Origin of the sequence: Halarchaeum acidiphilum MH1-52-1, assembly GCF_000474235.1 — an archaeon.
Classification (GTDB): Archaea; Halobacteriota; Halobacteria; order Halobacteriales; family Halobacteriaceae; genus Halarchaeum; species Halarchaeum acidiphilum.
Map to the genome: position 1 here is coordinate 24,248 of NZ_BATA01000011.1, position 24,971 is coordinate 49,218.

The following is a 24,971-nucleotide window of genomic DNA, read 5'->3' on the forward strand; positions in this document are numbered from 1 at the left end:
GGGCGGCTCCGCCGCCCGGTGTTTTCAGCGTGGGGGGAGTTCCGTCTCGGATCACCTGCGGTGATCACTCGGCGGAAAAAGTCCGAGAGCCGACGGCAGCGATTCCGATGCGGAAACCGACGGGTCCGGAAACCCTAACAGCCGCTACCCCGAGTGCATTGGCATGGGGGATGTCGCCGATTTCGTCCGCGATGGGGGATCGCTCCGCGAGGAGTCGGAGTTCCTTCACGCGCTCGTCGAGAACACGTCACAGGGGATCTTGACGATCGACACGGATAGCGTCGTTCTCTTCGCGAACCCGGCGATCGAGCGCATCCTCGGGTACACGCCCGAGGAGGTGATCGGGAGTTCGAAGATGACGATCATCCCGGAGCGGTTGCGCTCGGCGCATCAGAACGGGCTGGAGGCCTTCATCGAGACCGGTGAGAAGCACATCGACTGGGACGGGGTGGAGCTTCCGGCACTGCACAAGGACGGGCACGAGGTCCCCGTGTCGGTGAGTCTCCGCACCCACGAGTACCGTGGCGAGCGGGTGTTCACCGGGATATTCACGGACATCACGGAGCGCAAGCGGCGCGAGGCGACGCTCCGCGATCAGAAGGCCGAACTGGAGGAGTTCGCGGACGTCCTCTCACACGACCTCCGCAACCCCTTGCAGGTGGCGAAGGCGCAGCTCGCGCTCGGGCGGCACGCGGACGACGCCGCGGAGCGCGAGGAGTTCTTCGACACGGTGGACGAATCTCTCGATCGGATCAACGTGATCATCGAGGACATGTTGGCGCGTGCGCGGGACGAGGAGGACGCGGAGTCGCTCGACACGCTCCTGTTGCACGCGGTCGCGCGGGCGGCGTGGGAGACGGTGGCGACGGCGGACGCGACGCTCGCGCTCCCCGAGGGGACGTGGCAGGTGCGGGCGAATCGGAGCCGGCTGCGACAGCTCTTCGAGAACCTCTTTCGAAACGCGGTGGAGCACGGCGGGGCGTCGGCGGCGGTCCGCGTCGGCGTCCTCGACGGGGGCGCGGGGTTCTACGTCGATGACGACGGACCGGGCTTCGACGACGGAATGAAGGCCCGTGCGGTGACGAGCGAGGGTCCGGTCGGCGGCCACTACGGTCTCCACATCGTCGAGTCGGTCGCGTCGGAGCACGGGTGGGGAATGCGTCTCGCGGACGGGGTCGAGGGCGGTGCGCGAGTCGAATTCCGCGACGTGGCGCTGGCCGAGAAGGAGACGGCTACTCGCCGTTCGTGATGTGCGTGTGCGCGCCGACGAGCGCGCCGGAGAAGTCGATGTTTTCGAGGCGGGTGTCGCGGTCGATGATGGACTCTCGGACGTCGCACTCGTAGAGCGTGGCGTCGGGGAAGACGACGGCGCGATCGAGGCTGGAGTCGACGACTTCCGCCCCGTCCATGACGTGGACGTCCTCGCCGAGGACGGTGTTCTCGACGGTCGCGTCGTCGGCGACGAGCGAGTCGCCGTCGAGCGTCCACGCGACGGCGTCGAGGTAGGATTCGGGCGTGCCGATGTCGAACCACGCGCCCTCGAAGGTGTAGGCGTGGACGCCGGTGCGCGATTGGAGCCACTGGATGAACCAGCCGGGTTCGTCGGGGTTCTCGCCCGCCGCGAGGTACTCGTCGAAGAGGGGCACGACGTCCGCGGGGAAGGCGTAGCAGGCGATGGAGACGAGCGTGCTCTTCGGGTCGTCGGGCTTCTCTTGGAAGTCGACGACCTCGTCGCCCTCTAGATCGACGAGTCCGTAGGACTTCGCGCGCTCGTAGCTGCCGACGTCGTAGGCGGCGATGGTCGGGGTCGACTTCGCCTCGAAGAAGTCCACGAAGTCGGAGACGTCGAAGCTGATGAGGTTGTCGCCGGCGATGACGAGCGTGTCGTCCGCGACGTTCTCGCGCTCGAAGAGTTGGGCGAGCGCGCCGACGACGCCGAACTTCTCGTCCTCCTCGCTCGTGTCCTCGATGGAGAGCGTCGGCTTCTCGTAGTCGGCGTCGGCGAGGTGCTCGCGGAAGTCGTCGGCGAAGCGCTCGTTCGTCGAGACGAACACCTCCTCGATCCGATCGTCTGCTTCGAGTTCGGCGAAGATCCGATCGATGACGGTGGAGTCGCCGACGGGGAGGAACATCTTCGGGCGGTTCTTGGTGATGGGCCAGAGCCGCGTCGCGTACCCGCCCGCCAGCACGACGGCTTTCATACTCTCACGCATCCCCGCGGTCCCTAAGTCCTTTTTCCTTCAGCGGAGTGACGACCGCGGCCACCGCCACCGCTAAACCGCGAGACGGCGTAGGATCGAACATGGAGTCGCGGACGACACGTGAGCGCATCGCGGACGCGCTGCGCGAGGGCCCGGAGACGCCGAGTTCGCTCGCCGATCGCTTCGAGGTGACCCCGTACGCCGCGCTCGGGCACGTCGAGCACATCGCGACGTCGGTGCGGAACTCCGCGGACGAGGAGTTCCTCGTCCGCCCGCCGGAGTGTCGCGAGTGCGGCTTATCCGGGTTCGACGATCCCCTAAACCTCCCCTCGCGCTGTCCGGAGTGCAAACACGAGGGCATCGAGGAGCCGGCGTTCGTCGTCGAGACCTAGAAGCCGAGGCGCTCGCCGGGGTTCGTCGAGAGGTCTCGTTCGGCGTCCGATTCGCCGACGCGGACGAAGTCGTAGCCGTCGTCGACGAGGTGGACGGCGCCGTCCGCGACCGCGACCTCGGCCGCGTCGAGCGTGGCCCCCTCCGGCGGCCCGAAGTCGCAGTAGCCGCTCTCGCAGTCGAAGGTCGCGCCGTGCGTCCCGCAGACGAGCGCGTCGTTTCGCATCGTCGCGCCGTCGCCGGCGTCGAGACGGACGTCCGTCCAGTGCGGGCACTCGTTGCGCCACGCGCTGACGTCGCCGCCGCCCGTGCGCACGAGGAGGAACTCGACCTCCTCGCCGGCGGCGTTCCGGAGCGTGACGAGGAGCGACGAGTCGGTGGGGACGTCGGCGACGGCCGCCATCCGGGTGCCCGTGTCCATCTACGTTTCCGACTCCCGGTCGCTCGCGGCCTCGACCCAGCGGGCGATCCGCTTCGGCGAGAGGTCGATTTCTTCGGCGAGATCGTCCACGTCGGCGTTCGCGAGGTCGTCGACGGTCTCGACGCCGGCCTCGCGGAGCCGGTCGGCGTACGCGGGTCCGACCCCGGAGATGATCTCGACCGACTCGGCGCCCTCGGTGTCGGCGACGTCCTCGGTCGTGTCGGGTTCGACGTCCTCGACGTCCGTCCGCATGTCCTCCCCGCTCGGGCCGGCGGCCTCCGCGGGCTCGGCGGCGTCGGCGACCGACTCGGGTTCGGCCTCCTCGACGGCGTGGTCCACGAGCGATTCGGTGGACGCCGCGGCGTCCGTTTCGGTGGCCGACGGTTCGTCCACCGTCTCCGTCTCCGTCTCCGTCTCCGCTTTCGCGCCCTCACTCGCCTCGCTCTCGACCGCTTCACCCTCCGTCGGGTCGAGGTCCGCGACGTCGGTGGTCACGTCCGATTCGCCCGGTCCGGCGGCCTCCGCGGGCTCGGCCGCCTCCGCGGGCGACGCGGGATCGCCCGCCTCGACGGACTCCTCGACGAGCGATTCGGTGGACGCCGCGGCGTCCGTTTCGGCGGCGGGCGGTTCTTCGACGCCGCCGTTCTCCTCGGTGGCGACGTCGTGGCCGCGGCTCGACCCCTCGGATCCCATGCCGAGCAGCGTCTTCAGTTTCGCGATGAGACTCATACCGCGGCCTAACACTCGGGCGGGACTTAAACCCGGTCCCGGAGGGCGTCGTTCATCGCCGCGACGGGCGCGTCCGCCCCCGTCCAGCGCTCGAAGGCGGCGACGCCCTGATAGAGGAGCATCCACGCGCCGTCGATGGTCGTCGCGCCGGCCGCCGAGGCTCGCGGAGGAGGCGCGTTTCGAGGGGCGAGTAGACGGCGTCGAGCACGGCGAGATCGGCGTGCAGCGCGTCCGCGGGGACGGGCGAGACGTCCTCGTCCTCGTCCATCCCGACGCTCGTCGCGTTCACGAGGACGTCGGCGTCGGCCACGGCGTCGGGGAGGGCGTTGAGTCCCGAGGCCGTGCCGCCGACGTCGGCGGCGAGTTCCTCGGCGCGCTCGACGGTGCGGTTGGCGACGTGGACGCCCGCACCGTCCTCGACGAGCGCGACGGCGGCCGCTCGGGCCGCGCCGCCCGCGCCGACGACGACGCTCTCCGCGCCCGCGAGCGGGACGTCGAAGCGATCGAAGGAGCGCCTGACGCCCGCGACGTCCGTGTTGTGACCCGTCGGGACCGCACCGGAGAAGTCGATGGTGTTGACGGCGCCGACGCGGCGCGCGAGGTCGTCCGGCTCGACGGCGTCGAGGACGTCCCCCTTGAACGGGATGGTGACGTTCAGGCCCGCGAAATCGAGGGTGTCGGCGGCCTCGACGGCCGCGGCGCCGTCGGTCGCGTCGGGTTCGAGGGTGACGTAGCGCGCGTCCAGCCCGAGTTCGTCGTACGCGGTCTCGTGCATCGGCGGCGAGAGCGAGTGGCCCACCGGGTTGCCGATGAGTCCGTAGACGTCCATACGGAGTGGGGCGTGAGCGGCGGGCAAAAACCCCGGGTTCCCGCGCCCGCGTCGCCGTCTATCCGCCGTGGCCGACGGTGCCCGTGAGGACGAAGGAGACGGCGACGGCGAGGAAGAGGACGTAGAGGAGACCACCGATGAGGAAGGGCGACGGGTCGAGGACGTCGGGACGGTCCGCCTCGCCGGCGGTGCGCGCGCGGAAGAAGACGACGAGCGCGCCGACGATGGCGAGCAGGACGGAGATCGCGTTCAGGAACCCCTCGGTGCCCCACCGGAGGTGGAGGTTCCAGTCGCTGAAGACGAGTCCGAGCGTGACGGGGAGCGTCCCCTGAAACGCCATCGCGCCCGTGACGTTGTTGAGCGCGAGGGTGTCCTTGTCGCGGGCGAGCCAGAGGACGGAGTTGAACGTCTCGGGGAGTTCGGTGGCGACGGGCGCGACGATGAGGCGACGACGGCCGTGGGGACGCCGACGGCGGCGGCGAGCCACTCGACCTCGGTGACGAAGAGGCGCGCGCCGCCGACGACGAGCGCGAGCGCGATGAGCGTCTGGAGCGCGACGAAGACGAGGTGTGGGTCGCCGCCGTGGTCGCGGGGATCGTAGCCGAGGCGGGCGGCGACGCGCTCGATGAGGAGACCGAGGTGGAGTTCGTCGATGTCCTCGCCCTCGCCGAGTTCGCCCGCCCGCAGGGAGCGTCGGAGGTAGTCGAGGTAGAGGAGGACGAGGAGCAGCGCCGCGATCTCGCGCACGCCGAGCGGCCCGAGCGAGGGGAGACCGTCGGGGAGGAGCGCGACGCCGAAGGCGACGACGTAGCCGACGAGGAAGACGCCGAGGTCGCGACGCGTCGAGTGGTAGCTGAAGTGGAGTTCGCCGTCGTAGGCGCGGCGCTCGCGGAAGTAGAGCACGCTGGCGCCGACGAGGAACATGGCGACGGTGGCGAGCATGAAGGGCGCGCCGAGGATCGCGCCGACGCCGACCTCGTTCGCGGCCTCGCGGCCGTGCAGGATCGCGATGACGGGAATGGTCGTCTCGGGCAGCGCGGTGCCGAGGGCCGCGAGGACGCTCCCCGTCGCGGACTGGGAGACGCCGAGGCGGTGGCCGAGCCACTCGACGCCGTTCGTGAACACCTCCGCGCCCGCGAGCAGGAGGACGAGCGAGCACGCGAGCAGGCCGGCGCGCTCGATCGATCCCCCGAGCGCGAGCGGGACGGGGACCGGTGTCGGGATCACGGGGACAGATACCGGACACCGAACCGAAGGCGTGTCGGTCTCGATCCGCGCGTCAGTGGCCGCCGCTCGCGGTGACGCCGAGCGCGACGACGAAGTAGACGAGGACGACGATGAACGCGGCGTAGAAGACGCCGCCGACGAGGAACGGCCGGGGGTTCATCGGCTCCCCGTCGGCCGAGCGCGCGCGGACGTAGAGGATGCCGCCGGAGACGACGGCGAGGACGATCGAGAAGGCGTTGAGGAAGCCGGTCGTCCCCCACGCGAGCGAGAGGTCCCAGTCGGTGAAGACGATGCCGAGCGTGACGGGGAGCGTCCCCTGAAACGCCATCGCGCCCGTGATGTTGCCGAGCGCGAGGGTGTCCTTGTCGCGTGAGATCCAGAGGACGGAGTTGAATTTCTCCGGGAGTTCGGTCGCGAGCGGCGCGATGAGGAGCGCGACGACGGCGATGGGGACGTCGAGGACGTGCGTCGAGAGCCACTCGACCTCGGTGACGAAGAGGTGCGCGCCGGCGACGATGAGCGCGAGCGCGATGAGCGTCTGGAGCGCGACGAAGACGAGGTGGGGGTTCTCGCCGTGCTCGCGGGGGTCGTAGCCGAGACGGGCGGCGACGCGCTCGATGAGGAGACCGAGGTGGAGGGCGTCGATGGCCTCGCTCTCCGCGAGTTCGCCGCCGCGGAGCGAGCGCACGAGGTACGCGAGGTAGAGCAGGACGAGGAGCGCGGCCATCGCGTACTGGATCGGTCGGGACTCGACGAACGCCGCGGCGAACGCGACGACGTAGCCGACGAGGAAGAAGGAGAGGTCGCGCTTCGTCGCCGTCTCGTCGAAGTGCAGTCGATCGCCGAAGGTCCGGCGCTCGCGGAAGTAGAAGACGCTGGCGCCGACGAGGAACATGGCGACGGTGGCGAGCATGAAGGGCGCGCCGAGGATCGCCCCGACGCCGACGTGCGCGGACGACGCGCCGCCGCGAACGATGGCGATGACGGGGATGAGCGTCTCCGGGAGCGCGGTGCCGACGGCGGCGAGGATGCTGCCGGTCGCCGACTCCGAGACGCCGAGGCGGTGGCCGAGCCACTCGACGCCGTTCGTGAACACCTCCGCGCCCGCGAGCAGGAGGACGAACGAGCCGACGAGGAGGAGCGCGCGATCCGCCGTCGGAGCGAGGAGCGCCGGAACGAGACCTGTCTGCATAGCTGGGGTATCCGGTCGCGCGCCAATAAGCGATTCCCCCCTCGCGTCCGCCGACGCCGCCGGGTCCGACGGGCCTAAGCGCTCCCGCCGCCACCGTCCGCTATGACCGTCGGGATCGTCGTGAGTCGCGCCGACAGCGCGTCGGTCCGTATCGGAGAACAGCTACTGGCGCGCGCCGACTGGGAGCGCGTCGACGTGGACGAGGCGGGCGGAAGACCCGAGAGCGCCGCGACGTACGTCACCGAGGGCTTCGAGCTGCGGGAGTTCGAGGACTGGCACCTCGAACTCGACGGCGTCGCCGCGGCGTTCGACGACCCCGACTTTCTCGTCTTCGCGTCGCGCCACGCCGGCGAGACCGGCCCCCTCCTCACCGCGCACTTCACGGGGAACTTCGGCGCGGCGGAGCACGGCGGGTCGGATCGCGCGCTCGCCGCGGCGTGCCCGAACGCCCACCGCGCGATCGTCCGCGCGTTCGAGGAGCACGCTCCCGAGGGCTACGACGTCGGGATGGAGTGCACGCACCACGGACCGACCGCGGTCGGCGCGCCCTCGATGTTCGTCGAACTCGGCTCCTCCGAGGACGAGTGGGCGGACGACGCGGGCGCCGACGCGGTCGCGCGCGCCATCCTCGATCTCGACGGCGTCGCGCCCCGAACGGACCGCGCGGTCGTCGCGTTCGGCGGCGGCCACTACGTCCCCCGACCGACTCGCGTCGTCACGGAGACGGACTGGGCCGTCGGGCACGTCGCGGCCGACTGGTGTCTCGACGACCTCGGCGACCCCCGCGAGCACCGGGACGTCGTCGAGCGCGTCTTCGCGGCGAGCGGCGCGACGCGCGCCGTCGTGGACGGCGAGAAGCCGCGTCTTCGGGACGTGATCGGCGACCTCGGCTACGAGGTGGTGAGCGAGACGTGGCTCCGCGAGACGACGGGCGTCGCCCTCGGCTTCGTCGCCGCCCTCGAAGGGGAACTGGAGGCCGTTGACGACGGCCTGCGCTTCGGGGACGCGGCGCGCGAGGCGACGGCCGGCGCCGAATACGTCGTGGTCGCCAACCCGGACGACCTCTGGGCGGACGCGCACAGCGTGGACGCGGACGCCGCGCTCGCCGCCGCCCGCGAGCACGCGCTCGCCTACACGACCGAGGAGAACGGCAACCGCGTCGCGGGCGAGATCGCGTTCCGCGACGCGGACGCGTACGACGCCTACGTGGACGACCTCGTCGCGCTCGTGCGGGAGAAACACGACGCCGTCGAGCGGGAGGGGGAGGCGATCTGGGTCCGCGACGAGGCGTTCGATCCGGCGCTCGCCGCCGATCGCGGCGTCCCCGAGGGACCGGAGTTCGGCCGGCTCGCGAACGGGGAGCCAGTGGAGGTCGACGGCGAGACCGTCGCGCCCGCCGACGTGTCTCGGGAGCGGACGGAGGCGTACGCGCTCGCGACGCCCGAGACGAGGGGAAAAGGTAATTAAACGCTTCTCGTTTACTGTATAGGCAAATGGACTCCATCGTGCAGGACGCGATCGACGAGGCCGAGGAGGACGAGGAGTCCTCCACCGGCGTCTCCCCCGACGCGGGCGGCGGGGGCGGCACCGGCGACTCCGGGCGGATGTCCGACGAGGAGCTGCTCGGCGTGCTCGAGGAACTCCAGACGAACATCACCGTCGTCGGCTGCGGCGGCGCGGGATCGAACACGGTCGATCGGATGTTCGAGGAGGGCATCGAGGGCGCGAAGCTCGTCGCCGCGAACACGGACGTCCAGCACCTCGTGGACATCGAGGCGGACACGAAGATCCTCATCGGCCAAGAGAAGACCCGCGGGCGCGGCGCCGGCTCGCTCCCGCAGGTCGGCGAGGAGGCCGCATTGGAGTCCCAAGACGAGATCAAGGAGGCCATCTCCGGCTCGGACATGGTCTTCGTCACCGCCGGACTCGGCGGCGGCACCGGCACGGGGAGCGCGCCCGTCGTCGCGGAGGCCGCCCGCGAGGCCGGCGCGCTCACCATCAGCATCGTCACGACGCCCTTCACCGCGGAGGGGGAAGTCCGGCGCAACAACGCCGAAGCCGGTCTCGAACGCCTGCGCGACGTCTCCGACACCGTGATCGTCGTCCCGAACGACCGCCTGCTCGACTCCGTGGGCAAGCTCCCCGTCCGGCAGGCCTTCAAGGTCTCCGACGAGGTGCTGATGCGCTCCGTGAAGGGGATCACCGAACTCATCACGAAGCCCGGTCTCGTCAACCTCGACTTCGCCGACGTGCGCACCGTCATGGAGAAGGGCGGCGTCGCCATGATCGGTCTCGGCGAGTCCGACACCGAATCCAAGGCCGTGGACTCCGTCAAGAGCGCGCTTCGCAGCCCGCTCCTCGACGTCGACATCGGACAGGCCAACTCCGCGCTCGTGAACGTCACCGGCGGTCCCGACATGTCCATCGAGGAGGCCGAGGGCGTCGTCGAGGAGATCTACGACCGCATCGATCCCGACGCGCGCATCATCTGGGGGACGTCGGTCGACGAGGAACTCGACGGCGAGATGCGCACGATGGTCGTCGTCACGGGCGTCGAGTCGCCGCAGATCTACGGCCACAACGGCGACGCCGAACTCGACACGAGCGGCGGCCGCGACATCGACTACGTCGAGTAGCGCGACGCGGCACTCGCGATTGGATAATCGTTATGTATCGGCGCGGTCTCGACGACGTATGGCAGAGACGCAGGTACACTGTCCGCTCGTCACCCCGTTTGACGAGGCGGGTGACGTCGATTTCGATTCGCTCGACGCCGTCGTCGACGGCGTGCTGGAGGCCGGTCTCGACGGTCTCGTCCCGTGCGGGACGACCGGCGAGTTCGCGAGTCTGACGCGCGCGACGAACCGCACCGTTCTCGAACGCGTCGTCTCGCGCGCCGACGGCGGGACATCCGTCATCGCGGGGGCGGGCGCGACGTCCGTCCCCGACACGGTCGAATCGCTCACGGCCGCGGCCGAGGTCGGCGCGGACGCCGGTCTCGTCGTCGTCCCGTACTTCCACACCGCGAACGCGGCCGACGGGAACGCGCGCTTCCTCCGCCGCGTCGCCGATCGAAGCCCGCTCCCGCTCTACCTCTACAACATCCCCGCGTGCACGGGGAGCGAGATCCCGGTCGAGACGGTCGTCGAACTCGCCGGGCGCGACGACGTCCTCGGGCTGAAGGACTCCAGCGGGGACTTCGGCTACTTCACCGACGTCCTCGCGGCGACGCCGGACGACTTCGCGGTGTATCAGGGCGTGGACGGCCAGCTCGTCCCCGCGGGGCTGATGGAGGCGACCGGCGGGATCAACGCGCTCTCGAACGCCGTGCCCGAGGTGTTCGCGGCCGTCCGCGACGCGCTGAACGACGGCGACGCCGCGCGAGCGCGCAAGCTCCACACCGAGGCGCTCAAGCCGCTGTTCGCCTTTTGCGCGGACCACGGGTTCGCCCCGGCGACGAAGGCGGCGCTCGTCGCCCGCGGCCGGATCGAATCCGACGCGGTCCGGCCGCCGCTGGTCGAACTCGACGAGGGGGCGCGGGCGGCCGTCGCGGCCACCGTCGAGGACGCACTCGCGCTCGTCGACTGAGACCGGCCGAGGCCCAACGATGTTCCGCGACGCTCACTCCCCGCGGAGTTCCGTGACCAACCGCCGTAACGTCGCCAGATCGTATTGTCCGGGCGCCGTCGCGTCCGCGGGATCGACTGGGGCGTACCCGATTCGGGAACCGTAGACGGGGAGGACGGCCCGGGAGTGGCGCCCCGCCTCGCCCATCGCCATCGTCGCGATCCGTTCGCCCTCGGCGTCGTGCTCGTGCGTGACCGCGATGAGGTCGAGGACGTCCGCGCGCTCGTCGGCCGTGACGGCGAGCTTCGCGACGTCGCCGTGTTCGAGCGCGTCCCCGAGGAGGGCGCGCATGTCCTGACGGAGCGGCGTCCCCTCGAAGTCGTGCGTGGAGACGACGACCGAGGCGTCGTTCGCGTGGGCGGCCTCGCGGACGCGCGCGCCGCGGCCGTCGAGGCAGGTGTCGAGTTCGAGGTCGACGGCGCCGACGGCGTCGTGCGCGACCGCCGCTTCGAGCGCGTCGAGTCGGGCGTCGTCGTCCGCGGTCTCACCGCCCTGCCCCTCGTGGCGGTTCGTCACGAGGAGCGGGAGGTCGCCGTCGTAGTCGCGGAGTTGTGCCTCGGGAGAGTCGGCGAGATCCATCCGGAACTCGACGGCGTCGGCGTGCTCGCGCGCGTCGGGTTCGTCGGCGAGGTCGGCCGTCGCCGCGCAGAGCGTGAAGTCGTCGAAGGGGAGCATACTGGGTGTGCGCGGCGTCCCGCCTTAGGAGCGGGGGATTCGCGCCGTGAGCCACCGGCCGCCGTACGTCGTGGCGAGGTAGGTCACGAGGGCGACGAGACCGATGGTCACGCTCTCGCCGAGAGCGAGCGGGCGGACGACCACGCTCGCGACGCATCCCGCGACGACGCCGGCGAGCGCGGCGAGCACGCCGACGCGGACGGCGCGCTCGCGATCGTCGGGGACGTTCCCCGGGTAGAGCGCGGCGTCCATGACCGGGATCGCGACGGCGAGACCGACGGCGAACGGGTACGGATCGGGCGCGACGGTCGAGACGACGGCGGCGGCGACGCCCGCGAGGATCGCGCCGACGAGGAAGAGCGCGGCGCGGACGGGGAGCGAGGGTGCGTTCACGCCCCGACATTCGCGGGCCGCGGCCTAAAAGGGACGGCGACCGGACGCGCGGCTCCGCGGCGAGAGAAACGGGAGAACGTCGTCGTGGTCGCCGCGAGTCGGCTTACGCCGGGAGCGTGTCCTCGGCTTCGAGGAGTTCGTGGTAGCGGTTGCGGATGGTGACCTCGCTGATGTCCGCGACCTCGCTCACCTTCGCCTGCGTCGTCTTCTCGTTGGTGAGGAGCGCGGCGGCGTAGACGGCCGCGGCGGCGAGACCGACCGGCGACTTGCCGGAGTGGACGCCCTTGTCCTTCGCGGTCTTGAGGAGGTCGCGCGCGCGGTGCTCGGCCTCGTCGCTGAGGCCCAGCGAGGAGGCGAAGCGCGGGACGTAGCTCTCGGGGTCCGCGGGGCGGACCTCCAGACCGAGCTCCCGGATGACGTAGCGGTACGTGCGGGCGATCTCGGCCTTCTCGACGCGCGAGACGTCGGTGATCTCGTCGAGGGAGCGCGGGACGCCGGCCTGCCGCGCTGCGGCGTAGACGCAGGACGTCGAGACGCCCTCGATGGAGCGGCCGGGGAGGAGGTCCTCCTCGAGCGCGCGGCGATAGATGACCGACGCCATCTCCCGGACGTTGTCGGGAAGCCCGAGCGCGCTCGCCATCCGGTCGATCTCGCCGAGCGCCTGCTTGAGGTTGCGCTCCTTGGCGTCGCGCGTGCGGAAGCGCTCGTTCCACTTGCGCAGGCGCTGCATCTTCTGGCGCTGATTGGAGGAGAGGGAGTTGCCGTAGGCGTCCTTGTCGCGCCAGTCGATGTTGGTGGAGAGACCCTTGTCGTGCATCGTGTTCGTCGTCGGGGCGCCCACCCGCGACTTCTGGTCCTTCTCCTGCGAGTCGAACGCGCGCCACTCCGGCCCGCGGTCGATGTCGTCCTCGTCGACGACGAGCCCGCAGTCCATGCAGACGGACTCGCCGTGTTCCTCGTCGGCGACGACGAGGCCGCCGCACTCGGGACACTCGTCGGTCGATTCGGTGGTGTCTTCGCTCGTCGATTCGCGCTCTTCGTGCTGTCGTGCTCTGGTGCGTGCGTTTTGCATACTGCGTGTGCCCCCGGAGAACCGGAAATCGTCGTGACGTCTTCCTTTTCGCAAAAGTCACTTAACGGTTCCGTAATCGACCGACAACGGCATGCGTACGCAGCGCATACGGCGATATCGTTCGTGAACGTCTGCTCGCTCGCGCCGGCCGCGACCGCCACCGTCGTCGCCCTCGGCGGTCGGGACGACCTCGTCGGCGTGACGCACAACGCGACGGTCGATATCGACGTCCCCGCGGTCGGCGGCTGGCTCAACCCCGACTACGATCGCCTCGCCGCGCTGGATCCCGACGTCGTCCTCACGGGCGACCCGCTCCAGCGCGACGTCCGCGATGCCCTCCGAGAGCGCGGCTTCTCCGTCCGACACCGCGAGCCGGCGCGCCTCGACGACGTCCTCGCGGGTTTCGCGGCGCGCGGCGACGACGTGGGGCGCGGGGCGGCCGGGGAGCGACTCGAAGCCGCGTGCCGCGAGCGCGTCGCGGCGGTGCGCGAGGCCGTCGCGGGTACGAAGCGGCCGGTCGTCTACTGCGAGGAGTGGGACGACCCGCCGATGGCGGCGGGCAACTGGGTGCCGGACGCCGTGCGGGCCGCGGGCGGGCGGTCCCCGTTCGTCGATCCCGGGGCGCGCTCGCACGAGGTGGATCGCGCGACGGTCGAGGCCGCCGATCCCGACCACGTCGTCGCGCACTACTGCGGGCGCGGCGGCCGCGAGGCGCCCGACTTCGACGCGCGCGGGTGGCGCCTCGACGCCGACGTGCACGTCCTCGACGACGCCCTCCTCAATCAGCCGAGCCCCGCGCTCGTGGACGGGATCGAGGCGCTCGCCGAACGGCTCCATCCGGAGCGCGTCGCGTGATCCGGCGGGAGTTCGAGGGGGCACGCGAGGTGCGGCGGGCGTCACCGAACGGCCGTGGGGCGGCGCGGGGACGGCGGCGGGCGCGCGGGCCGTTCCGCTGATCAGGGCAAGTAGCGTTCGAACTCCTCGATGTCCTCGTGGATGGTGTCTCCCTCCTCGAAGTAGAGGAGTTCGAGCGCGAGGACGACGACGGCGATGGCGCAGACCACCCAGAAGACGTGGCGCTCGTCCATCCAGAGGTGGCCGATGAGCAGCGGGATGAAGACGCCGAGACCGACCACGCCGAGCACGGGCGGAATCGGATTGATGTCGCCGTCGTCGCGCTCGCGGACCGCGAGGTAGCACATCACGCCGAAGACGAGCATGAAGCGATGGAGCCGAAGGAAGTGATGCCGTCGAGGCTCCCGTAGACGGCGAAGAGCGCGGCGAGCGCGCCGATGACGAGCACGGATCGGCGGGAGGCGCCCGCGCTGTCGGGGTCGGCGGCTTCGCTCGGGAGGAGCGAGTCGGCGACCATGCCGTCCGCGAGGTTCGCGCTGGAGAACAGCGTGCCGTTGATCGCGCTCCCCGTGGAGAACATCGCGGCGACGGAGACGACGATGAACCCGGCGTGGCCGACCCACGTCTGCTCGACGGCGTAGGCGAGCGCCCGATCGGGTTCGGTGGCGATGATGTGCGGGCTGACGAGGCTCGTGACGACGATGGCGATGAGCGCGTCGATGACGATGCAGATGACGATGGAGGAGTAGACGCCGATCGGGAGGTTTCGCAGGGGGTTCTCGATCTGATCCTGATCGTACATGAGGAGCTGCCACCCCTGAAACGAGACGAAGCTGACCGCGGTCGCCATCACGACGGGCGTCCCCCGCTGGATGGTCGTGACGCCGTACGTCAGTTTCGCGTGCTGCCAGCCGTACCAGAGACCGATGGCGATGAACGCGATGAGGATGGCGACCTTCGTGACGACGAGCGCCTCCTCGGAGGTGCCGGTGGCGCGCGCGCCGAGGAGGTTGAAGCCGACGAAGATGCCGACGGCGACGACGGAGAGGACGGGATGCAACGGGACGCCCGCGACGGTCCGCTGGCCGACGAGTCCGAGCGCGAAGCTCCCGAACGCGTAGGCGTACATGGCGATCGCCCCGACGTAGCCGAACAGCAGGGTCCACCCCACCATCCCCGCGAGAGTGTCGTTGTCGAGGAACTCCTCCAGTTGCGCGACGCTCCCGCCCCTGTTCTCGCCTCGCGCGTTGAGCTTCAGGTAGGAATACGCGGCGCACATCGACCCGACGCTCGCGAGCGTGAACGCGAGCCACGAGGCGGCGTGCGAGATCTGCACGACGACGCCGAGCACCGAGAAGACGCCGCCGCCGATCATCCCGCCGACGGCGATGCTGATCGCGCCGAACAGGCCGAGGTTTTCGTCCCCCATACGCGGGACGTCGAACGCCTCGCATATCCGTTCTGTGGCTCACGAGACCACGGATTCCCCAACGCTCCGAAGTGATCGAAACACTCAGAGTCGATCCTCCGCGCGCTTGGCGACGCGGGCGAGCCGAGTGCGCTGGAAGTACGTGAGTTCGACGACGAAGACGGCGACGAGCGACAGGACGACGAAGCCGAACGTCTCCGGTTCGTGGACCGCGAGGTGGTAGCAGAGCAGCGGGAGGAAGCAGGCGGCGCCGACGGCACCGACGAGCGGCGGGAGCGGATTGACGGCCGCGTGATCGCGTTCGGCGAAGGCGAGCGCGCTCATCGTGCCGAAGACCGCGAGGAAGGCGATCGAGGAGAGCGAGGTGATGCCGTCGAGCGTCCCGTAGACGGTGAGACCGAGCGTGACGATGCCGAGGAGGAGGACGGTGCGCTGCGGGACGCCGTCGCCGTCCGTCTCCAAGGCGATCCGGTCGGGGAGGACGTCCTCGTCGGTCATCCCGTTCGCGAAGTGCGCGGCCGAGAACAGCGTCGCGTTGATCGCGCTCCCCGTGGAGACGACCGCGGCGGCGGCGATGACCGTGAAGCCGATCGACCCGAGCACCGGCTCGGCGGCCTTCGCGAGCGCGATCTCGCCGTACCGCGCGATCTGCGCGGGCGTGAGGAGGCTGGTCGTCGTGACGCCGACGAGGACGTACGTCGCGACCGAGACCGGGATCGCGACGTAGACGGCGCGCGGGATGGTGGTGTCGGGGTCCGCGATGCTCTCGCGGTCGTAGAAGAGCAACTGCCACCCCTGAAAGGCGACGAAGGAGATCCCGGCGGCGACGGCCGGCTCGACCGAGAGCGAGCCGGCGAGACCGGAGTCGAGCAACCCGCGTGACGACCCGTAGGCGGCCGCGAGGACGCCGAATCCGAGGAGGACGAGCATCTTCGCGGCGACGAGGGCGTTCTCCGCGGTGCCGGTGGCGCGCGCGCCGAGGCGGTTGAGCGCGACGAAGCCCGCGACGGCGAGCGCGGAGACGAGCGGGCGTGCGAGCGGGCCGAGGAGGGCGTGGAGACCGAGGAGACCGACCGCGTACTCGCCGAAGGCGTAGGCGTACATCGCCATCGAGCCGACGTAGCCGAACAGCAGGGTCCACCCCACCATCCCCGCGAGCGTCGTGTTGTTCGCGTAGCGCTGGACGAACGTGACCGACGCGCCCGTCCGGTCGTCGACCTCGTTGAGCGCGTTGTAGGAGTAGCCGGCGCAGATCGCGACGATCCCGGCGACGACGAACGCGATCCACGTCCGCGTGCCGGCGACGCGCGCGACGACGCCGAGCACCGAGAAGATCCCGCCGCCGATCATCCCGCCGAGCGCGATCGAGACGGCGGAGGGGAGACCGAGTCGATCCGACATCCCTGCCGGCTACGGCGAGGGCGGCCTTAGGAGTGCGGGCCGCGGGTGCGGGCCGCGGGTGCGGGCCGCGAGTGCGGACGCGAGCGGCGGCGGAGTAGCGGCGGGCGTGCGGAACGGCCCCGAACGATAAACCGCGGCCGGCCGTACGTCGGCGCGTATGCGCTTTGGCTACCACAACGCGTCGTTCCACTACCCGGAGCACGACGACGCCTTCGAGGGCGCGATGGCGCTCGCGAGACGGCTGGAGGACGTCGGATTCGAGTGGTTCTCCGTCATGGACCACCTCTGGCAGCTCCCGTTCGTCGGCGTCCGCGACGAACCGTTCTTCGACGCCTACACGACCCTGCCGGCGCTCGCGCGCGAGACCGAGACGATGGACCTCTCCGCGCTCGTCACCAGCCCGCACTATCGCAACCCCGCGATGCTGGGACGCCAGCTCGCCACGCTCGATCACGCGAGCGGCGGGCGCGCCGTCCTCGGCATCGGCGCCGGGTGGTTCCGAGAGGAGTACGAGCCTACGGCTTCGAGTTCCCCGAGATCCCGACCCGAGTCCACCAGCTCCGCGACACCGTGAACCTCGTCCGCGCGATGTGGACGGAGGAGTCCCCCGTCACGTTCGAGAGCGACTACCACGACGTCGAGGAACTCTACCTCGAACCCAAGCCCGTGCAGGACGGCGGTCCCGACGTCCTCGTCGGCGGCGGCGGCGAGGACCTCACCCTGAAGGCCGTCGCGGACCTCGCCGACCGCTGGAACGTTCCGGGAGTGGGTCCCGAGACGTTCGCGCACAAGCTCGGCGTCCTCGAGGGGCACTGCGAGACCTTCGGCACGGACTTCGACGCCATCGAGAAGACCGTCGCGCAGACCGTCGTCATCCGCGACGACGCCGCGGACGCACACGAGGTCTACGAGGACCTGCAGGGCGAGACCGCGGCCGCCGATCCGACGCCGCGCGGCGAATATCGGGGATTGATCGGCACCGTCGAGGACGTGAAGGAGGGCGTCGACGAGTTCGAGGAGGCCGGTGCGGAGATGATCGTGCTACGCGCCGAGCGCAACGATCCCGAGACGATCGACCGACTCGTCGAGGACGTCGTCCCCGAGATGCGGTAGGTGATCTCTCGACGCGGAGGGACGATTCCTCGACGCGGTGAGGCACCGTCCACGCGCCCACCGAAATAGACGGGTTTTTACTGACAGATATCGCACGTCGTGGTATGGCGGTTCGTGACAGTCAGGGCGGGGACGGCGGTACTGCCACGCTCCCGGACGCCGTGCCGCTCTCCCTCGCCCATCTGACCCGGCTGAGCTGGGAGTTGGGGTCGCACACCATCGAGGACGAGGACGCGACGGCGGTCAGTTGCTGGGCGCGGCGGGACGACCGCTGGCGGCTCGCCCTCTTCGCGGTGACGAACGAGACCGCGGTCGTCCGCGTGCGGACGCCGGTCGGTCGAGAACGGTACTACGGCGCGATCCGCTCGGAACTCGACGCGGCGATCCGACAGCTCGACGGGGCCGCGTCGTGGCACCGCGTCGACTGATCGAAGGGCGACGGACGTCGCGCGTGGAGTGTAGCTATCGACCGGGACCGTCGTAGCCAAGCGCACCGGACGAGTCGATCGCGACGGTGGCGTTGCCGCCGTCGCCGGTGAGCGTGACGTTCCGGGTGAGGGAGGCGGTCGCCGTCTCGGCCGCGATCCGGTAGGCGGTGCCGTTGCCGGTCAGCAGGTACACGCGCTTCCCCGCGTTCGGCGCGACGGTCACGGAGTCGTCGGACGCCGTCTCGTCGCCGTCGCTGACGGTGACGTGCACGGTGTATTCCGGTCGTCCCCGTTCCGCACGACGAGCGGGAGCGCGTACGTGTGCGTGAGGCTCACCGGCTCGCTACTCGTCGTCGCGTTCGTCGCGGTACCGGTCGCGTTCGTCGGCGCACTGGTCGTCGTCGCGGTCGGCGTCGTGGTGGGCCGACCGCCGTCGGCGCACCCGGCGAGAACGAGGAGGAGGGCGACGGCGAGTACAGCGACCGCTCGGCGGGACACGAGGCAGAAGTCGGGATCCGGGAAAAAGTCTTTCGGGGTCTGGAAGGGGATCGAGAACCGAACCACGCGGCTAGCGTCCGCGCACCGAGCGGTCCGTCAGGACCCGGTAGGCGCGCGATTCACTCGCGCCGTAGGCGCGAGGCCCAAGCGATCCCGGGAGAGTCGCCGAGCCTTCAGCGTAGCTTTTGTCAGGGCGCGACGCGCTCGCAGCAAAAGGCCGAGTTGCAAACGGTACTATTCCGCCGCGATGACGTCGTCGATGCGGACGATCATGGTCGCGGCGTCGGTGGCGGCGGCGAGCGCTTCGTGCTTGACGGCGGCGGGGTCGATGACGCCGTGCGCGATGGGATCGGCGATCTCGCCGCGTTCGCCGTCGGTGACGACGCCGGCGCGGCCGGTCTCGTTTTCGGCGCGGAGGTCGACGAGGGCGTCGATGGGGTCCATCCCGGTGTTCTCGGCGAGGGTGCGCGGGAGGACGTCGAGCGCGTCCGCGAAGGCCTCGGCGGCGAGTTGCGCGCGGCCGTCGATGCGCGCGGCCTCGTCGCGGATGCGGTCGGCGACGGCGATCTCCGCACAGCCCGCACCGGGGACGACGCCGCCGTCGTCGAGCGCGACGGCGACGACGTCGAGCGCGTCGCCGATGGCTCGTTCGAGTTCGTCGAGGACGTGCGCGGTGCTCCCGCGGACGAGGAGGGTGACGGTGCGGGCGTCGGCGCCGCCCTCGACGAACGCGAGGTCGTCCTCGCCGTAGCGTTCGACGCGGACCGATTCGGCGTATCCGAGGTCGTCGCTCTCGACGTCGGTGACGTCGCCGACGACGGTCGCGCCGGTCGCGGCGGCGATGGCGGACACGTCGGTCTGCTTCACGCTCTCGAAGGCGAGGACGCCCGCCTCGGCGAGGAACGCGGCGACGCGGTCGTCGATGGACTTCTGCGAGACGAGGACGTCGACGCCGGCGTCGCGGACGGTCTCCGCGTAGCGCTTCAACTCGCGTTCTTCGGCGTCGAGCGCGGCGTTCAGCTGCTCGACGCTCGTGATGTCGTACTCGACGTCCGCGTTCGTCTCGCGGGTGTCGAGCGACGTATCGAGGGCGAGGACGGACGCGTCCGCGACGTCGCGAGGCATGTCCTCGCGGACGGGTTCGGTGTCCGTGACGATGCCGCGGACGAGTTCGGTCGCGCCCGAGGACGCGCCGGGCTGCGTGTGGACGCGGACGTCGTCGCGGTGCGCGCCGTCGTCGTCGGCGACCTGTCGGACGGCCTCAACGACGAGGTCGGCGAGCGCTTCGGCGTTCGCGTCGCCCGTGCCCTTCCCGGTCATGGAGGTGGCGGCGACGCGGCGGAGGAGGTCGTCGTCGACGTCCTCGTCGAGGCGGCAGTCGTCGATCGCGGCGTGACCGATGTCGCGCGCGGCGGCGTACCCCTCGACGATGGTCGTCGGGTGGACGTCGTCGGCGAGGAGGTCTTCGGCCGTCGCGAGGAGTTGTCCGGCGAGGACGGAGGCGGTGGTGGTGCCGTCGCCAACCTCGTCCTCTTGCGTCTGTGCGACCTCGACGAGCATCTGCGCGGCGGGGTGCTCGATGTCCATCTCCTCGAGGATGGTCACGCCGTCGTTCGTGATGACGACGGTCCCCGTGGAGTCGACGAGCATCTTGTCCATCCCGCGCGGACCGAGCGTCGTGCGGACGGCGTCCGCGACCGCCTTCCCGGCGGCGATGTTCGAGGTCTGCGCGTCGCGCCCGCGGGTGCGCTGCGCGTCGTCACCGAGGATGAACACCGGGCTTCGAGTTCCCTGATACGCCATAGGAGACTGGAAGGCTGGCAGTTCTACATATAGTTTTCGAGACTCGTGTTGTGAAAACACGCGCGAACAGCGCTAGCACGCGGAAGGCGCCTACGGCTCGTAGCGCGACATCGCGCGGTCCATCCGCGAGGAGACGCCGTTGGGGTTCCGGGCCGGGGACCGATCGCGGTGGCGCGCCCGGAGACCGTCCGCGACGCCGGCGGCGATGTTCGGCACGACGGCGCGCCCGCGCGCGAGCCACGAGGAGAGTGTCTCGTCGCCACCGAGGACGGCGCGCGCCGCGGACGCGGCGTCGCCGAGCGCGTGACGGACGGCGCGCCACGCGACGGTGATGCTGACGCCGTAGTTCTTCGCGAGGCGATAGCCGAGCGCGCGGTACTTCAGGCCGGTCGCGGACCCCTCGGGGTTCTCGGCGACGCGGTCGGGGAGGTCGTCGCCGTCGACGCGCAACACGGCGAACGCGGGGACCCACTCGACGCGCATATCGAGGGCGGCGAGGCGGTGGGCGGCGTCGCGGGCCGCGCCGGTTTCGAGGTACTCGTCGAAGCCGTCGATGGCCGTCGCGGCCTCGCGGGTGAACGCGACGTTCCCGCCGTCGAAGTACTGGACGTCGCGGCCGGCGACGGTCTCGTGCTCGCGCTCCTCGGTGGTGACGCCGCCGGAGACGGCGCGGTGGACGGGACCCGTGACGACGTCGGCGCCCGACTCGACGGCCGCGACGAGCGCGTCGTACCACTCGTCGCGGACGACGGAGCCGTGATCGAGGAGGGCGATGACGTCGCCGTTCGCGACGGCGAGTCCGGCGTTCCGAGAGGCGTTGAGGTTCCGTTCCGGGAGTTCGAGGAGGACGTCGACGGCCGGGTGGTCGCGGACGAGTCCCGACGTGCCGTCGCTGGACGGGCCGTTCACGACGACGACCTCGACGGCGGGCAGGCGGGCCTCGAGCGCGTCGAGGACGCGGGCGAGGCGCCGACGGGCGTTCAGGGTCGGGACGACCACCGATAACTCCATAGCCCTACCGAGCGCGGCCGGGCGTAAAAGCGCCGCGGAGCGGCGTCACACGTGCGCGTGCCAGTAGGAGACGGACGCGAGGTACTCCCCGATCGGGGAGTCGCCGAGGGCGACGTCCGCGTCGCGGATCGGATCGGCGAGCCACCCGGGGAGTTGCCGATAGAAGCCGTAGGGGAGGACGAAGTCGTGCGCGTCGCTGCGGAGGGTGAGGCCGGCGCCGCGGAGGAGGTCGTGGACCTCGCTCGTCGAGTAGAGCCGCGAACCCATCGGGAGGAGGGAGTTGTAGAGCGAGCGCGTGCTGTAGCGGTTGAAGGTGTCGAAGAAGACGTCGGCCTTCGAGACGCGCGCCATCTCGCTGAGGAACTTCGCGGGGGTGTCGGCGAGGTGGAAGAAGCGCATCGCGAAGACGGCGTCGAAGTAGTCGTCGGGGAACGGGAGGCGGGCGGCGTCGCCGCGCATGAACTCGAGATGGTCGGCGACGCCGGCCGCGCGGGCCTTCTCGCGGCCCTCGCGGAGCATCGCGTCCGAGATGTCCATGCCGGTGATGTCCGCGCCGCGCTCGGCGCAGAGGACGGTGAACCGACCGGTCCCGCAGGCGACCTCGAGCACCCGCTTGCCGTCGAGGGGCGCGAGGGCGTCGAGGACCGCACCTTTCTCGCGGCGGTCGATGAGCCGGCCGCCACCGGAGAAGCGCTTGTCCTCGTACTCCGCCGCGACCTCGTCGGCCTGATACCACTCCTGTCCCTTCACGGTCTACCTGTTCTACTTCGGCGGGGAAATAAAACGATACTGGATGCGCGACGCCGCGATCGGCCGGCGGGATCGCGGACCCGGGCGACGTCGTTGCCCTTATATTGTATAAGGCGAGGGGCGGCCGAAAGTACCAACCTTTATCTACGGCTGTGTGCGATTTACTGGCATGAGTACGACGGGAGAGCAGCGACAATCACCGATACAGAACGACGAGGAGTTCCGCGAGCGCCTCCGCGAACTCCCCCCGAGCGCGAAGCTCGTCGCCAAGGTCCTCGAAGCCGACGAGCCGCTCTCGCAGGGCCAACTCGCCGAGGAGTCGCTGCTGCCGGATCGCACCGTTCGATACGCCCTCAATCGCCTCGACGAGGCCGACCTCGTCGACTCCCGATACAGTTTCCGCGACGCGCGCAAGCAGGTCTACTTCCTCGATCACTAGCGCTCCCGTGTCCGGTTCCGGCATCGAGCGCGTGTCGATTCCCGTCGATCCGCCCGCGCCCACCGGCCGGACGAACGCGTACGTCGTCGACGGCGTCCTCGTCGATCCCGGCGCGCGCCACGATCGCCTCGACGCCCTCGTCGACGGCGTCGCGCACGTCGTCGCCACGCACGCGCACCCCGACCACGTCGGCGCGCTCGCGCACTACGCCGACGCGAGCGACGCGACCGTCTGGGCGCACGCCTCGTTCGTCGAGCGCTTCGTCGACGCGACCGGCGTCACCCCGGATCGGACGTACCGCGACGGCGATTCGGTGGAGTCGCTCGACGTCGTGGCGACGCCCGGTCACGCCCCCGACCACGTCGCGTTCGCGCGCGGCGACGACTACCTCGTCGGCGACTGCTGTCGCGCCGGCGGGAGCGTCGCCATCGGTCCCGACGGCGACATGCGCGCGTATCTCACGGGTCTCCGGCGGCTCTCCGTCCGCGATCCCGCGCGGCTCCACCCCGGACACGGCGGGCCGATCGGGCGCCCGCGCGAGCGCCTCGCCGGAGTCATCGCGCACCGCCGCGAGCGCGAACGGCGCGTCCTCGCGGCCGTCGAGGGCGGCGCGCGGACCATCGACGGGGTATTGGACGCGGCGTACGACGCGGCCCTCGGCGAGTACCGCGACCTCGCCGTCGCGACCGTTCGCGCGCACCTCGAAAAGCTCGACACGGAGGGACGCGTGACGGTGACGAGGGCGGACGGGGAAGTCGTCGGAGCGAAGCCGCGCGCGTAGGCCGGGGGACGGCTCCGCGAATCGGAGGCGGGCGAGGGCGAGCGGGACGCTTTTCCGAACTCGCGCCGACGTGCGCGTATGGAGCGCCTCGAAGACGAACTCGACCGCGCGCGCGATCTGTCGGTGTCCGCCCTCGCGGACGCCATCGAGGAGATCGGCTTCGAGTGCACGCGCTGCGGGGGGTGCTGTAAGGGTCTCGGCGAGGAGGAGCACACGGCGACGGTGTTCCCGGACGAGGTTCGCGAACTGGCCGACGCGGCGGACTCGGAGTGGCGCGACGTCGCGCGCCCGATGCCGTTCGGTCTCGATTCCGAGGGGGATGGGGAGACCTTCGAGTGGGCGCTCCAGACGGACGAGTGCGGAGACTGCACCTTTTACGAGGACGGTGATGGCTCTCGAAGCGGCGCGTGTACCGTCCACGAGCACCGCCCGCTCATCTGTCGCACCTATCCGTTCTCGGTGGCGCTCGGCGGGACGAGCCAACCGATGGGCGAGGCCGTCGACGAGGCGGGGATGGTGCGCGCCCACGAGTGCGAGGGGCTGGGTCGCGATATCTCGCGCGCGGACGCCGCGGAACTCGCGGCGTCGCTGAAGGAGCGCGCCGTGACGGAGCTAGAGGAGGCGATCGCCGTCCGCGACACCTACGAGCCGGCGAACCCGGATCCGGATGAGACGGTCGTCCACGATTCGGAGGGCGCCAAGCGCCCGGACGGGACGCGCTACGAGTAGCGCGTTCGACGACGCAGCGGAGAGGACGGCGAGAGAGTGCGGTTACTCCTCGTCGGCGTCGTCGTCGATCGTCTCGCCGACGGCGAAGTTGGACTTCACCTGCGTGATCTCGACTTTCACGCGCTCGCCGACCTCGACGCCGGGGACGATGATGACGTAGCCGCGCTCGACGCGCGCGATGCCGTCGCCCTGCTTGCCGATGTCCTCGATCTCGACGTATCGTATCTCGCCCTCCTCGACGGGCGGCTGGGGACCCCCCGAGGCGGACGCGCTCGCGCCGCCGGATCCGGTGGACGAGGACGAACTACCGGTGGCGCCGGCGTCCTCGCGATCGATGAGCGCGACGCGGTAGATCTCGCCGGGATCGACGGAGCCGGCCTCGATCTCGCTGGTCGGGATGCGGACGACGTACTCGTCGTCGCTGACGGTGACTTCGGCGTTGAACAGACAGAGGAGCTGATCAGAGATTTCCACTGTGAGACCCTCGTTGGGGTATCGGGATAGTCCATAATAATTCTACCTAGTCGACGGGACGCGTGTCGCGTGGTCGGGCCGCGGGACTACCCGCGCGTGAAGCGCGCGAGATCCGCGTCGCCCGGCACCTCCGTCGGCGACGCGTACGGCCGATTGACGACGATGTCGCCCGCGGTGCCCGAGCCGACGCCGGGGATCGCGCGGAGTTCGTCCATCGACGCCTCGTTCGGATCCAGCGGGTACGGCACGCCGGTAACGGAGCGATAGCCGTGATCGGTGATGGCGACGTCCGTGACGGTCCCGAGTTCGCGCTCGCCGGGGACGGCGACGAGGAGCGCGTAGGTGCCGAGCGAGCGCCCGAACGTCTTGCCGTCCTGATGGTACTCGAAGTGGACGTCCTCGAGGACGGTGCCGGGCGGACAGACGCGTTCGAGCATCGGTCGATCGACGTCCTCGCGCACCGCGGACTTGTACTGCTTGAAGCGCTTCTTGTTCGCCTTCGCG

28 protein-coding genes and 3 pseudogenes are annotated in these 24,971 nt (G+C 70.5%); 12 read left to right on the forward strand and 19 right to left on the reverse strand.

Annotated elements, in window-relative coordinates; all coding sequences use genetic code 11:
* Positions 1-163: 163 nt before the first annotated feature.
* The gene (locus AOZ13_RS03340; protein ID WP_020221768.1) at positions 164-1,249 is read left to right on the forward strand and encodes a sensor histidine kinase; all 1,086 of its coding nucleotides are present in this window, start codon (positions 164-166) and stop codon (positions 1,247-1,249) included.
* Here the strand turns inward: AOZ13_RS03340 and AOZ13_RS03345 are convergent.
* Positions 1,233-2,201, reverse strand: a complete 969-nt coding sequence (locus AOZ13_RS03345) for a sugar phosphate nucleotidyltransferase (protein ID WP_020221769.1) — start codon at positions 2,199-2,201, stop codon at positions 1,233-1,235. The two genes, AOZ13_RS03340 and AOZ13_RS03345, sit on opposite strands and share 17 nt — an antisense overlap.
* A gap of 101 nt (positions 2,202-2,302) precedes the next feature.
* On the opposite strand from AOZ13_RS03345, the gene AOZ13_RS03350 reads away from it, so the two are divergent.
* Positions 2,303-2,593: a transcriptional regulator gene (locus AOZ13_RS03350; RefSeq protein ID WP_020221770.1), complete on the forward strand. Its 291-nt coding sequence runs from the start codon at positions 2,303-2,305 to the stop codon at positions 2,591-2,593.
* Here AOZ13_RS03350 and AOZ13_RS03355 read toward each other — a convergent pair.
* The 6 genes and pseudogenes from AOZ13_RS03355 to AOZ13_RS03375 all read right to left on the reverse strand — a co-directional run bounded on the left by AOZ13_RS03355 (position 2,590) and on the right by AOZ13_RS03375 (position 6,989).
* The gene (locus AOZ13_RS03355) at positions 2,590-3,012 is read right to left on the reverse strand and encodes a Rieske (2Fe-2S) protein (protein WP_020221771.1); all 423 of its coding nucleotides are present in this window, start codon (positions 3,010-3,012) and stop codon (positions 2,590-2,592) included. The two genes, AOZ13_RS03350 and AOZ13_RS03355, sit on opposite strands and share 4 nt — an antisense overlap.
* Entirely contained in the window at positions 3,013-3,741 is a 729-nt protein-coding gene (locus AOZ13_RS03360) for a helix-hairpin-helix domain-containing protein (protein ID WP_021779816.1), read from the reverse strand.
* A 26-nt stretch (positions 3,742-3,767) separates the two neighbouring features.
* Positions 3,768-4,570 (reverse strand): annotated as a pseudogene (locus tag AOZ13_RS03365) (shikimate dehydrogenase).
* A gap of 58 nt (positions 4,571-4,628) precedes the next feature.
* Positions 4,629-5,057, reverse strand: coding sequence for a hypothetical protein (locus AOZ13_RS14780; RefSeq protein ID WP_324603245.1), 429 nt, complete (start codon positions 5,055-5,057; stop codon positions 4,629-4,631).
* Positions 5,058-5,326: 269 nt separating this feature from the next.
* Positions 5,327-5,797 (reverse strand): annotated as a pseudogene (locus AOZ13_RS15405) (sodium:calcium antiporter); the annotation flags it as partial.
* Between the two features lie 52 nt (positions 5,798-5,849).
* Positions 5,850-6,989, reverse strand: a complete 1,140-nt coding sequence (locus tag AOZ13_RS03375; protein ID WP_021779820.1) for a sodium:calcium antiporter — start codon at positions 6,987-6,989, stop codon at positions 5,850-5,852.
* Between the two features lie 102 nt (positions 6,990-7,091).
* On the opposite strand from AOZ13_RS03375, the gene AOZ13_RS03380 reads away from it, so the two are divergent.
* Genes AOZ13_RS03380 through AOZ13_RS03390 form a run of 3 tightly spaced genes read left to right on the forward strand, consistent with a single transcriptional unit; the run spans position 7,092 to position 10,577 of the window.
* On the forward strand, positions 7,092-8,456 hold the full coding sequence (locus AOZ13_RS03380; RefSeq protein ID WP_021779821.1) for a D-aminoacyl-tRNA deacylase: 1,365 nt from the start codon (positions 7,092-7,094) through the stop codon (positions 8,454-8,456).
* A 26-nt stretch (positions 8,457-8,482) separates the two neighbouring features.
* Positions 8,483-9,625, forward strand: coding sequence for a cell division protein FtsZ (ftsZ, locus tag AOZ13_RS03385; protein ID WP_020222409.1), 1,143 nt, complete (start codon positions 8,483-8,485; stop codon positions 9,623-9,625).
* A gap of 58 nt (positions 9,626-9,683) precedes the next feature.
* Positions 9,684-10,577, forward strand: coding sequence for a dihydrodipicolinate synthase family protein (locus AOZ13_RS03390; protein WP_020222410.1), 894 nt, complete (start codon positions 9,684-9,686; stop codon positions 10,575-10,577).
* 33 nt (positions 10,578-10,610) lie between these two features.
* On the opposite strand, the gene AOZ13_RS03395 is transcribed toward AOZ13_RS03390, so the two are convergent.
* The 3 genes from AOZ13_RS03395 to AOZ13_RS03405 form a co-directional block, all read right to left on the reverse strand.
* On the reverse strand, positions 10,611-11,291 hold the full coding sequence (locus tag AOZ13_RS03395) for a type I 3-dehydroquinate dehydratase (protein ID WP_020222411.1): 681 nt from the start codon (positions 11,289-11,291) through the stop codon (positions 10,611-10,613).
* Positions 11,292-11,315: 24 nt separating this feature from the next.
* Positions 11,316-11,684 (reverse strand): hypothetical protein, encoded by a 369-nt coding sequence (locus AOZ13_RS03400; protein ID WP_021779822.1) that lies wholly within the window; start codon positions 11,682-11,684, stop codon positions 11,316-11,318.
* Positions 11,685-11,787: 103 nt separating this feature from the next.
* The gene (locus AOZ13_RS03405) at positions 11,788-12,756 is read right to left on the reverse strand and encodes a transcription initiation factor IIB (RefSeq protein ID WP_021779823.1); all 969 of its coding nucleotides are present in this window, start codon (positions 12,754-12,756) and stop codon (positions 11,788-11,790) included.
* Between the two features lie 114 nt (positions 12,757-12,870).
* Between AOZ13_RS03405 and AOZ13_RS03410 the strand changes: the two genes are divergently transcribed.
* Positions 12,871-13,611: a helical backbone metal receptor gene (locus tag AOZ13_RS03410; RefSeq protein WP_049933790.1), complete on the forward strand. Its 741-nt coding sequence runs from the start codon at positions 12,871-12,873 to the stop codon at positions 13,609-13,611.
* 101 nt (positions 13,612-13,712) lie between these two features.
* Here AOZ13_RS03410 and AOZ13_RS03415 read toward each other — a convergent pair whose 3' ends face one another.
* From AOZ13_RS03415 to AOZ13_RS03425, 3 genes are all read right to left on the reverse strand, one after another.
* Positions 13,713-13,976 (reverse strand): hypothetical protein, encoded by a 264-nt coding sequence (locus tag AOZ13_RS03415; RefSeq protein ID WP_049933783.1) that lies wholly within the window; start codon positions 13,974-13,976, stop codon positions 13,713-13,715.
* Positions 13,958-15,040, reverse strand: a complete 1,083-nt coding sequence (locus AOZ13_RS03420) for an APC family permease (RefSeq protein ID WP_021779826.1) — start codon at positions 15,038-15,040, stop codon at positions 13,958-13,960. The genes AOZ13_RS03415 and AOZ13_RS03420 overlap by 19 nt, the downstream gene beginning before the upstream one ends.
* 84 nt (positions 15,041-15,124) lie before the next feature.
* Complete coding sequence (locus AOZ13_RS03425; protein WP_021779827.1) at positions 15,125-16,441, reverse strand: APC family permease; 1,317 nt, start codon at positions 16,439-16,441, stop codon at positions 15,125-15,127.
* 157 nt (positions 16,442-16,598) lie between these two features.
* Here AOZ13_RS03425 and AOZ13_RS15235 point away from each other — a divergent pair, with 157 nt between their 5' ends.
* The 3 genes from AOZ13_RS15235 to AOZ13_RS03440 all read left to right on the forward strand — a co-directional run bounded on the left by AOZ13_RS15235 (position 16,599) and on the right by AOZ13_RS03440 (position 17,982).
* Positions 16,599-17,015 (forward strand): LLM class flavin-dependent oxidoreductase, encoded by a 417-nt coding sequence (locus tag AOZ13_RS15235; RefSeq protein WP_021779828.1) that lies wholly within the window; start codon positions 16,599-16,601, stop codon positions 17,013-17,015.
* Positions 17,012-17,554, forward strand: coding sequence for an LLM class flavin-dependent oxidoreductase (locus AOZ13_RS15240; RefSeq protein ID WP_021779829.1), 543 nt, complete (start codon positions 17,012-17,014; stop codon positions 17,552-17,554). The genes AOZ13_RS15235 and AOZ13_RS15240 overlap by 4 nt, the downstream gene beginning before the upstream one ends.
* A 104-nt stretch (positions 17,555-17,658) precedes the next feature.
* Complete coding sequence (locus AOZ13_RS03440; RefSeq protein ID WP_020222655.1) at positions 17,659-17,982, forward strand: hypothetical protein; 324 nt, start codon at positions 17,659-17,661, stop codon at positions 17,980-17,982.
* Positions 17,983-18,016: 34 nt separating this feature from the next.
* Here AOZ13_RS03440 and AOZ13_RS03445 read toward each other — a convergent pair whose 3' ends face one another.
* The 4 genes from AOZ13_RS03445 to AOZ13_RS03460 form a co-directional block, all read right to left on the reverse strand.
* Positions 18,017-18,253, reverse strand: coding sequence for a hypothetical protein (locus tag AOZ13_RS03445; protein ID WP_020222656.1), 237 nt, complete (start codon positions 18,251-18,253; stop codon positions 18,017-18,019).
* 461 nt (positions 18,254-18,714) lie between these two features.
* Entirely contained in the window at positions 18,715-20,283 is a 1,569-nt protein-coding gene (gene thsA / locus AOZ13_RS03450) for a thermosome subunit alpha (RefSeq protein ID WP_049933785.1), read from the reverse strand.
* Positions 20,284-20,373: 90 nt separating this feature from the next.
* Positions 20,374-21,294 (reverse strand): glycosyltransferase family 2 protein, encoded by a 921-nt coding sequence (locus AOZ13_RS03455; RefSeq protein WP_021779833.1) that lies wholly within the window; start codon positions 21,292-21,294, stop codon positions 20,374-20,376.
* A gap of 45 nt (positions 21,295-21,339) precedes the next feature.
* Entirely contained in the window at positions 21,340-22,044 is a 705-nt protein-coding gene (locus AOZ13_RS03460) for a class I SAM-dependent methyltransferase (protein WP_020222648.1), read from the reverse strand.
* Between the two features lie 169 nt (positions 22,045-22,213).
* Between AOZ13_RS03460 and AOZ13_RS03465 the strand changes: the two genes are divergently transcribed.
* From AOZ13_RS03465 to AOZ13_RS03475, 3 genes are all read left to right on the forward strand, one after another.
* The gene (locus AOZ13_RS03465) at positions 22,214-22,483 is read left to right on the forward strand and encodes a helix-turn-helix domain-containing protein (RefSeq protein WP_020222647.1); all 270 of its coding nucleotides are present in this window, start codon (positions 22,214-22,216) and stop codon (positions 22,481-22,483) included.
* Positions 22,484-22,490: 7 nt separating this feature from the next.
* Entirely contained in the window at positions 22,491-23,264 is a 774-nt protein-coding gene (locus AOZ13_RS03470) for an MBL fold metallo-hydrolase (protein WP_021779834.1), read from the forward strand.
* A 78-nt stretch (positions 23,265-23,342) separates the two neighbouring features.
* On the forward strand, positions 23,343-23,993 hold the full coding sequence (locus tag AOZ13_RS03475; protein WP_020222335.1) for a YkgJ family cysteine cluster protein: 651 nt from the start codon (positions 23,343-23,345) through the stop codon (positions 23,991-23,993).
* Between the two features lie 42 nt (positions 23,994-24,035).
* Here AOZ13_RS03475 and AOZ13_RS03480 read toward each other — a convergent pair whose 3' ends face one another.
* Together AOZ13_RS03480 and AOZ13_RS03485 are read right to left on the reverse strand one after the other, a co-directional pair.
* A complete protein-coding gene (locus AOZ13_RS03480) occupies positions 24,036-24,467 on the reverse strand; it encodes a TRAM domain-containing protein (RefSeq protein ID WP_020222336.1) in 432 nt (143 codons plus the stop codon).
* 86 nt (positions 24,468-24,553) lie between these two features.
* Positions 24,554-24,971, reverse strand: a pseudogene (locus tag AOZ13_RS03485) (radical SAM protein); the annotation flags it as partial.

Coding starts and splice junctions, on each gene's coding strand:
- AOZ13_RS03340 (WP_020221768.1), top strand. CDS start 164: ATGGGGGATGTCGCCGATTTCGTCCGCGATGGGGGATCGCTCCGCGAG.
- AOZ13_RS03345 (WP_020221769.1), bottom strand. CDS start 2,201: ATGAAAGCCGTCGTGCTGGCGGGCGGGTACGCGACGCGGCTCTGGCCC.
- AOZ13_RS03350 (WP_020221770.1), top strand. CDS start 2,303: ATGGAGTCGCGGACGACACGTGAGCGCATCGCGGACGCGCTGCGCGAG.
- AOZ13_RS03355 (WP_020221771.1), bottom strand. CDS start 3,012: ATGGACACGGGCACCCGGATGGCGGCCGTCGCCGACGTCCCCACCGAC.
- AOZ13_RS03360 (WP_021779816.1), bottom strand. CDS start 3,741: ATGAGTCTCATCGCGAAACTGAAGACGCTGCTCGGCATGGGATCCGAG.
- AOZ13_RS03375 (WP_021779820.1), bottom strand. CDS start 6,989: ATGCAGACAGGTCTCGTTCCGGCGCTCCTCGCTCCGACGGCGGATCGC.
- AOZ13_RS03380 (WP_021779821.1), top strand. CDS start 7,092: ATGACCGTCGGGATCGTCGTGAGTCGCGCCGACAGCGCGTCGGTCCGT.
- ftsZ (WP_020222409.1), top strand. CDS start 8,483: ATGGACTCCATCGTGCAGGACGCGATCGACGAGGCCGAGGAGGACGAG.
- AOZ13_RS03390 (WP_020222410.1), top strand. CDS start 9,684: ATGGCAGAGACGCAGGTACACTGTCCGCTCGTCACCCCGTTTGACGAG.
- AOZ13_RS03395 (WP_020222411.1), bottom strand. CDS start 11,291: ATGCTCCCCTTCGACGACTTCACGCTCTGCGCGGCGACGGCCGACCTC.
- AOZ13_RS03405 (WP_021779823.1), bottom strand. CDS start 12,756: ATGCAAAACGCACGCACCAGAGCACGACAGCACGAAGAGCGCGAATCG.
- AOZ13_RS03415 (WP_049933783.1), bottom strand. CDS start 13,976: ATGCTCGTCTTCGGCGTGATGTGCTACCTCGCGGTCCGCGAGCGCGAC.
- AOZ13_RS03420 (WP_021779826.1), bottom strand. CDS start 15,040: ATGGGGGACGAAAACCTCGGCCTGTTCGGCGCGATCAGCATCGCCGTC.
- AOZ13_RS03425 (WP_021779827.1), bottom strand. CDS start 16,441: ATGTCGGATCGACTCGGTCTCCCCTCCGCCGTCTCGATCGCGCTCGGC.
- AOZ13_RS15235 (WP_021779828.1), top strand. CDS start 16,599: ATGCGCTTTGGCTACCACAACGCGTCGTTCCACTACCCGGAGCACGAC.
- AOZ13_RS03440 (WP_020222655.1), top strand. CDS start 17,659: ATGGCGGTTCGTGACAGTCAGGGCGGGGACGGCGGTACTGCCACGCTC.
- thsA (WP_049933785.1), bottom strand. CDS start 20,283: ATGGCGTATCAGGGAACTCGAAGCCCGGTGTTCATCCTCGGTGACGAC.
- AOZ13_RS03455 (WP_021779833.1), bottom strand. CDS start 21,294: ATGGAGTTATCGGTGGTCGTCCCGACCCTGAACGCCCGTCGGCGCCTC.
- AOZ13_RS03465 (WP_020222647.1), top strand. CDS start 22,214: ATGAGTACGACGGGAGAGCAGCGACAATCACCGATACAGAACGACGAG.
- AOZ13_RS03475 (WP_020222335.1), top strand. CDS start 23,343: ATGGAGCGCCTCGAAGACGAACTCGACCGCGCGCGCGATCTGTCGGTG.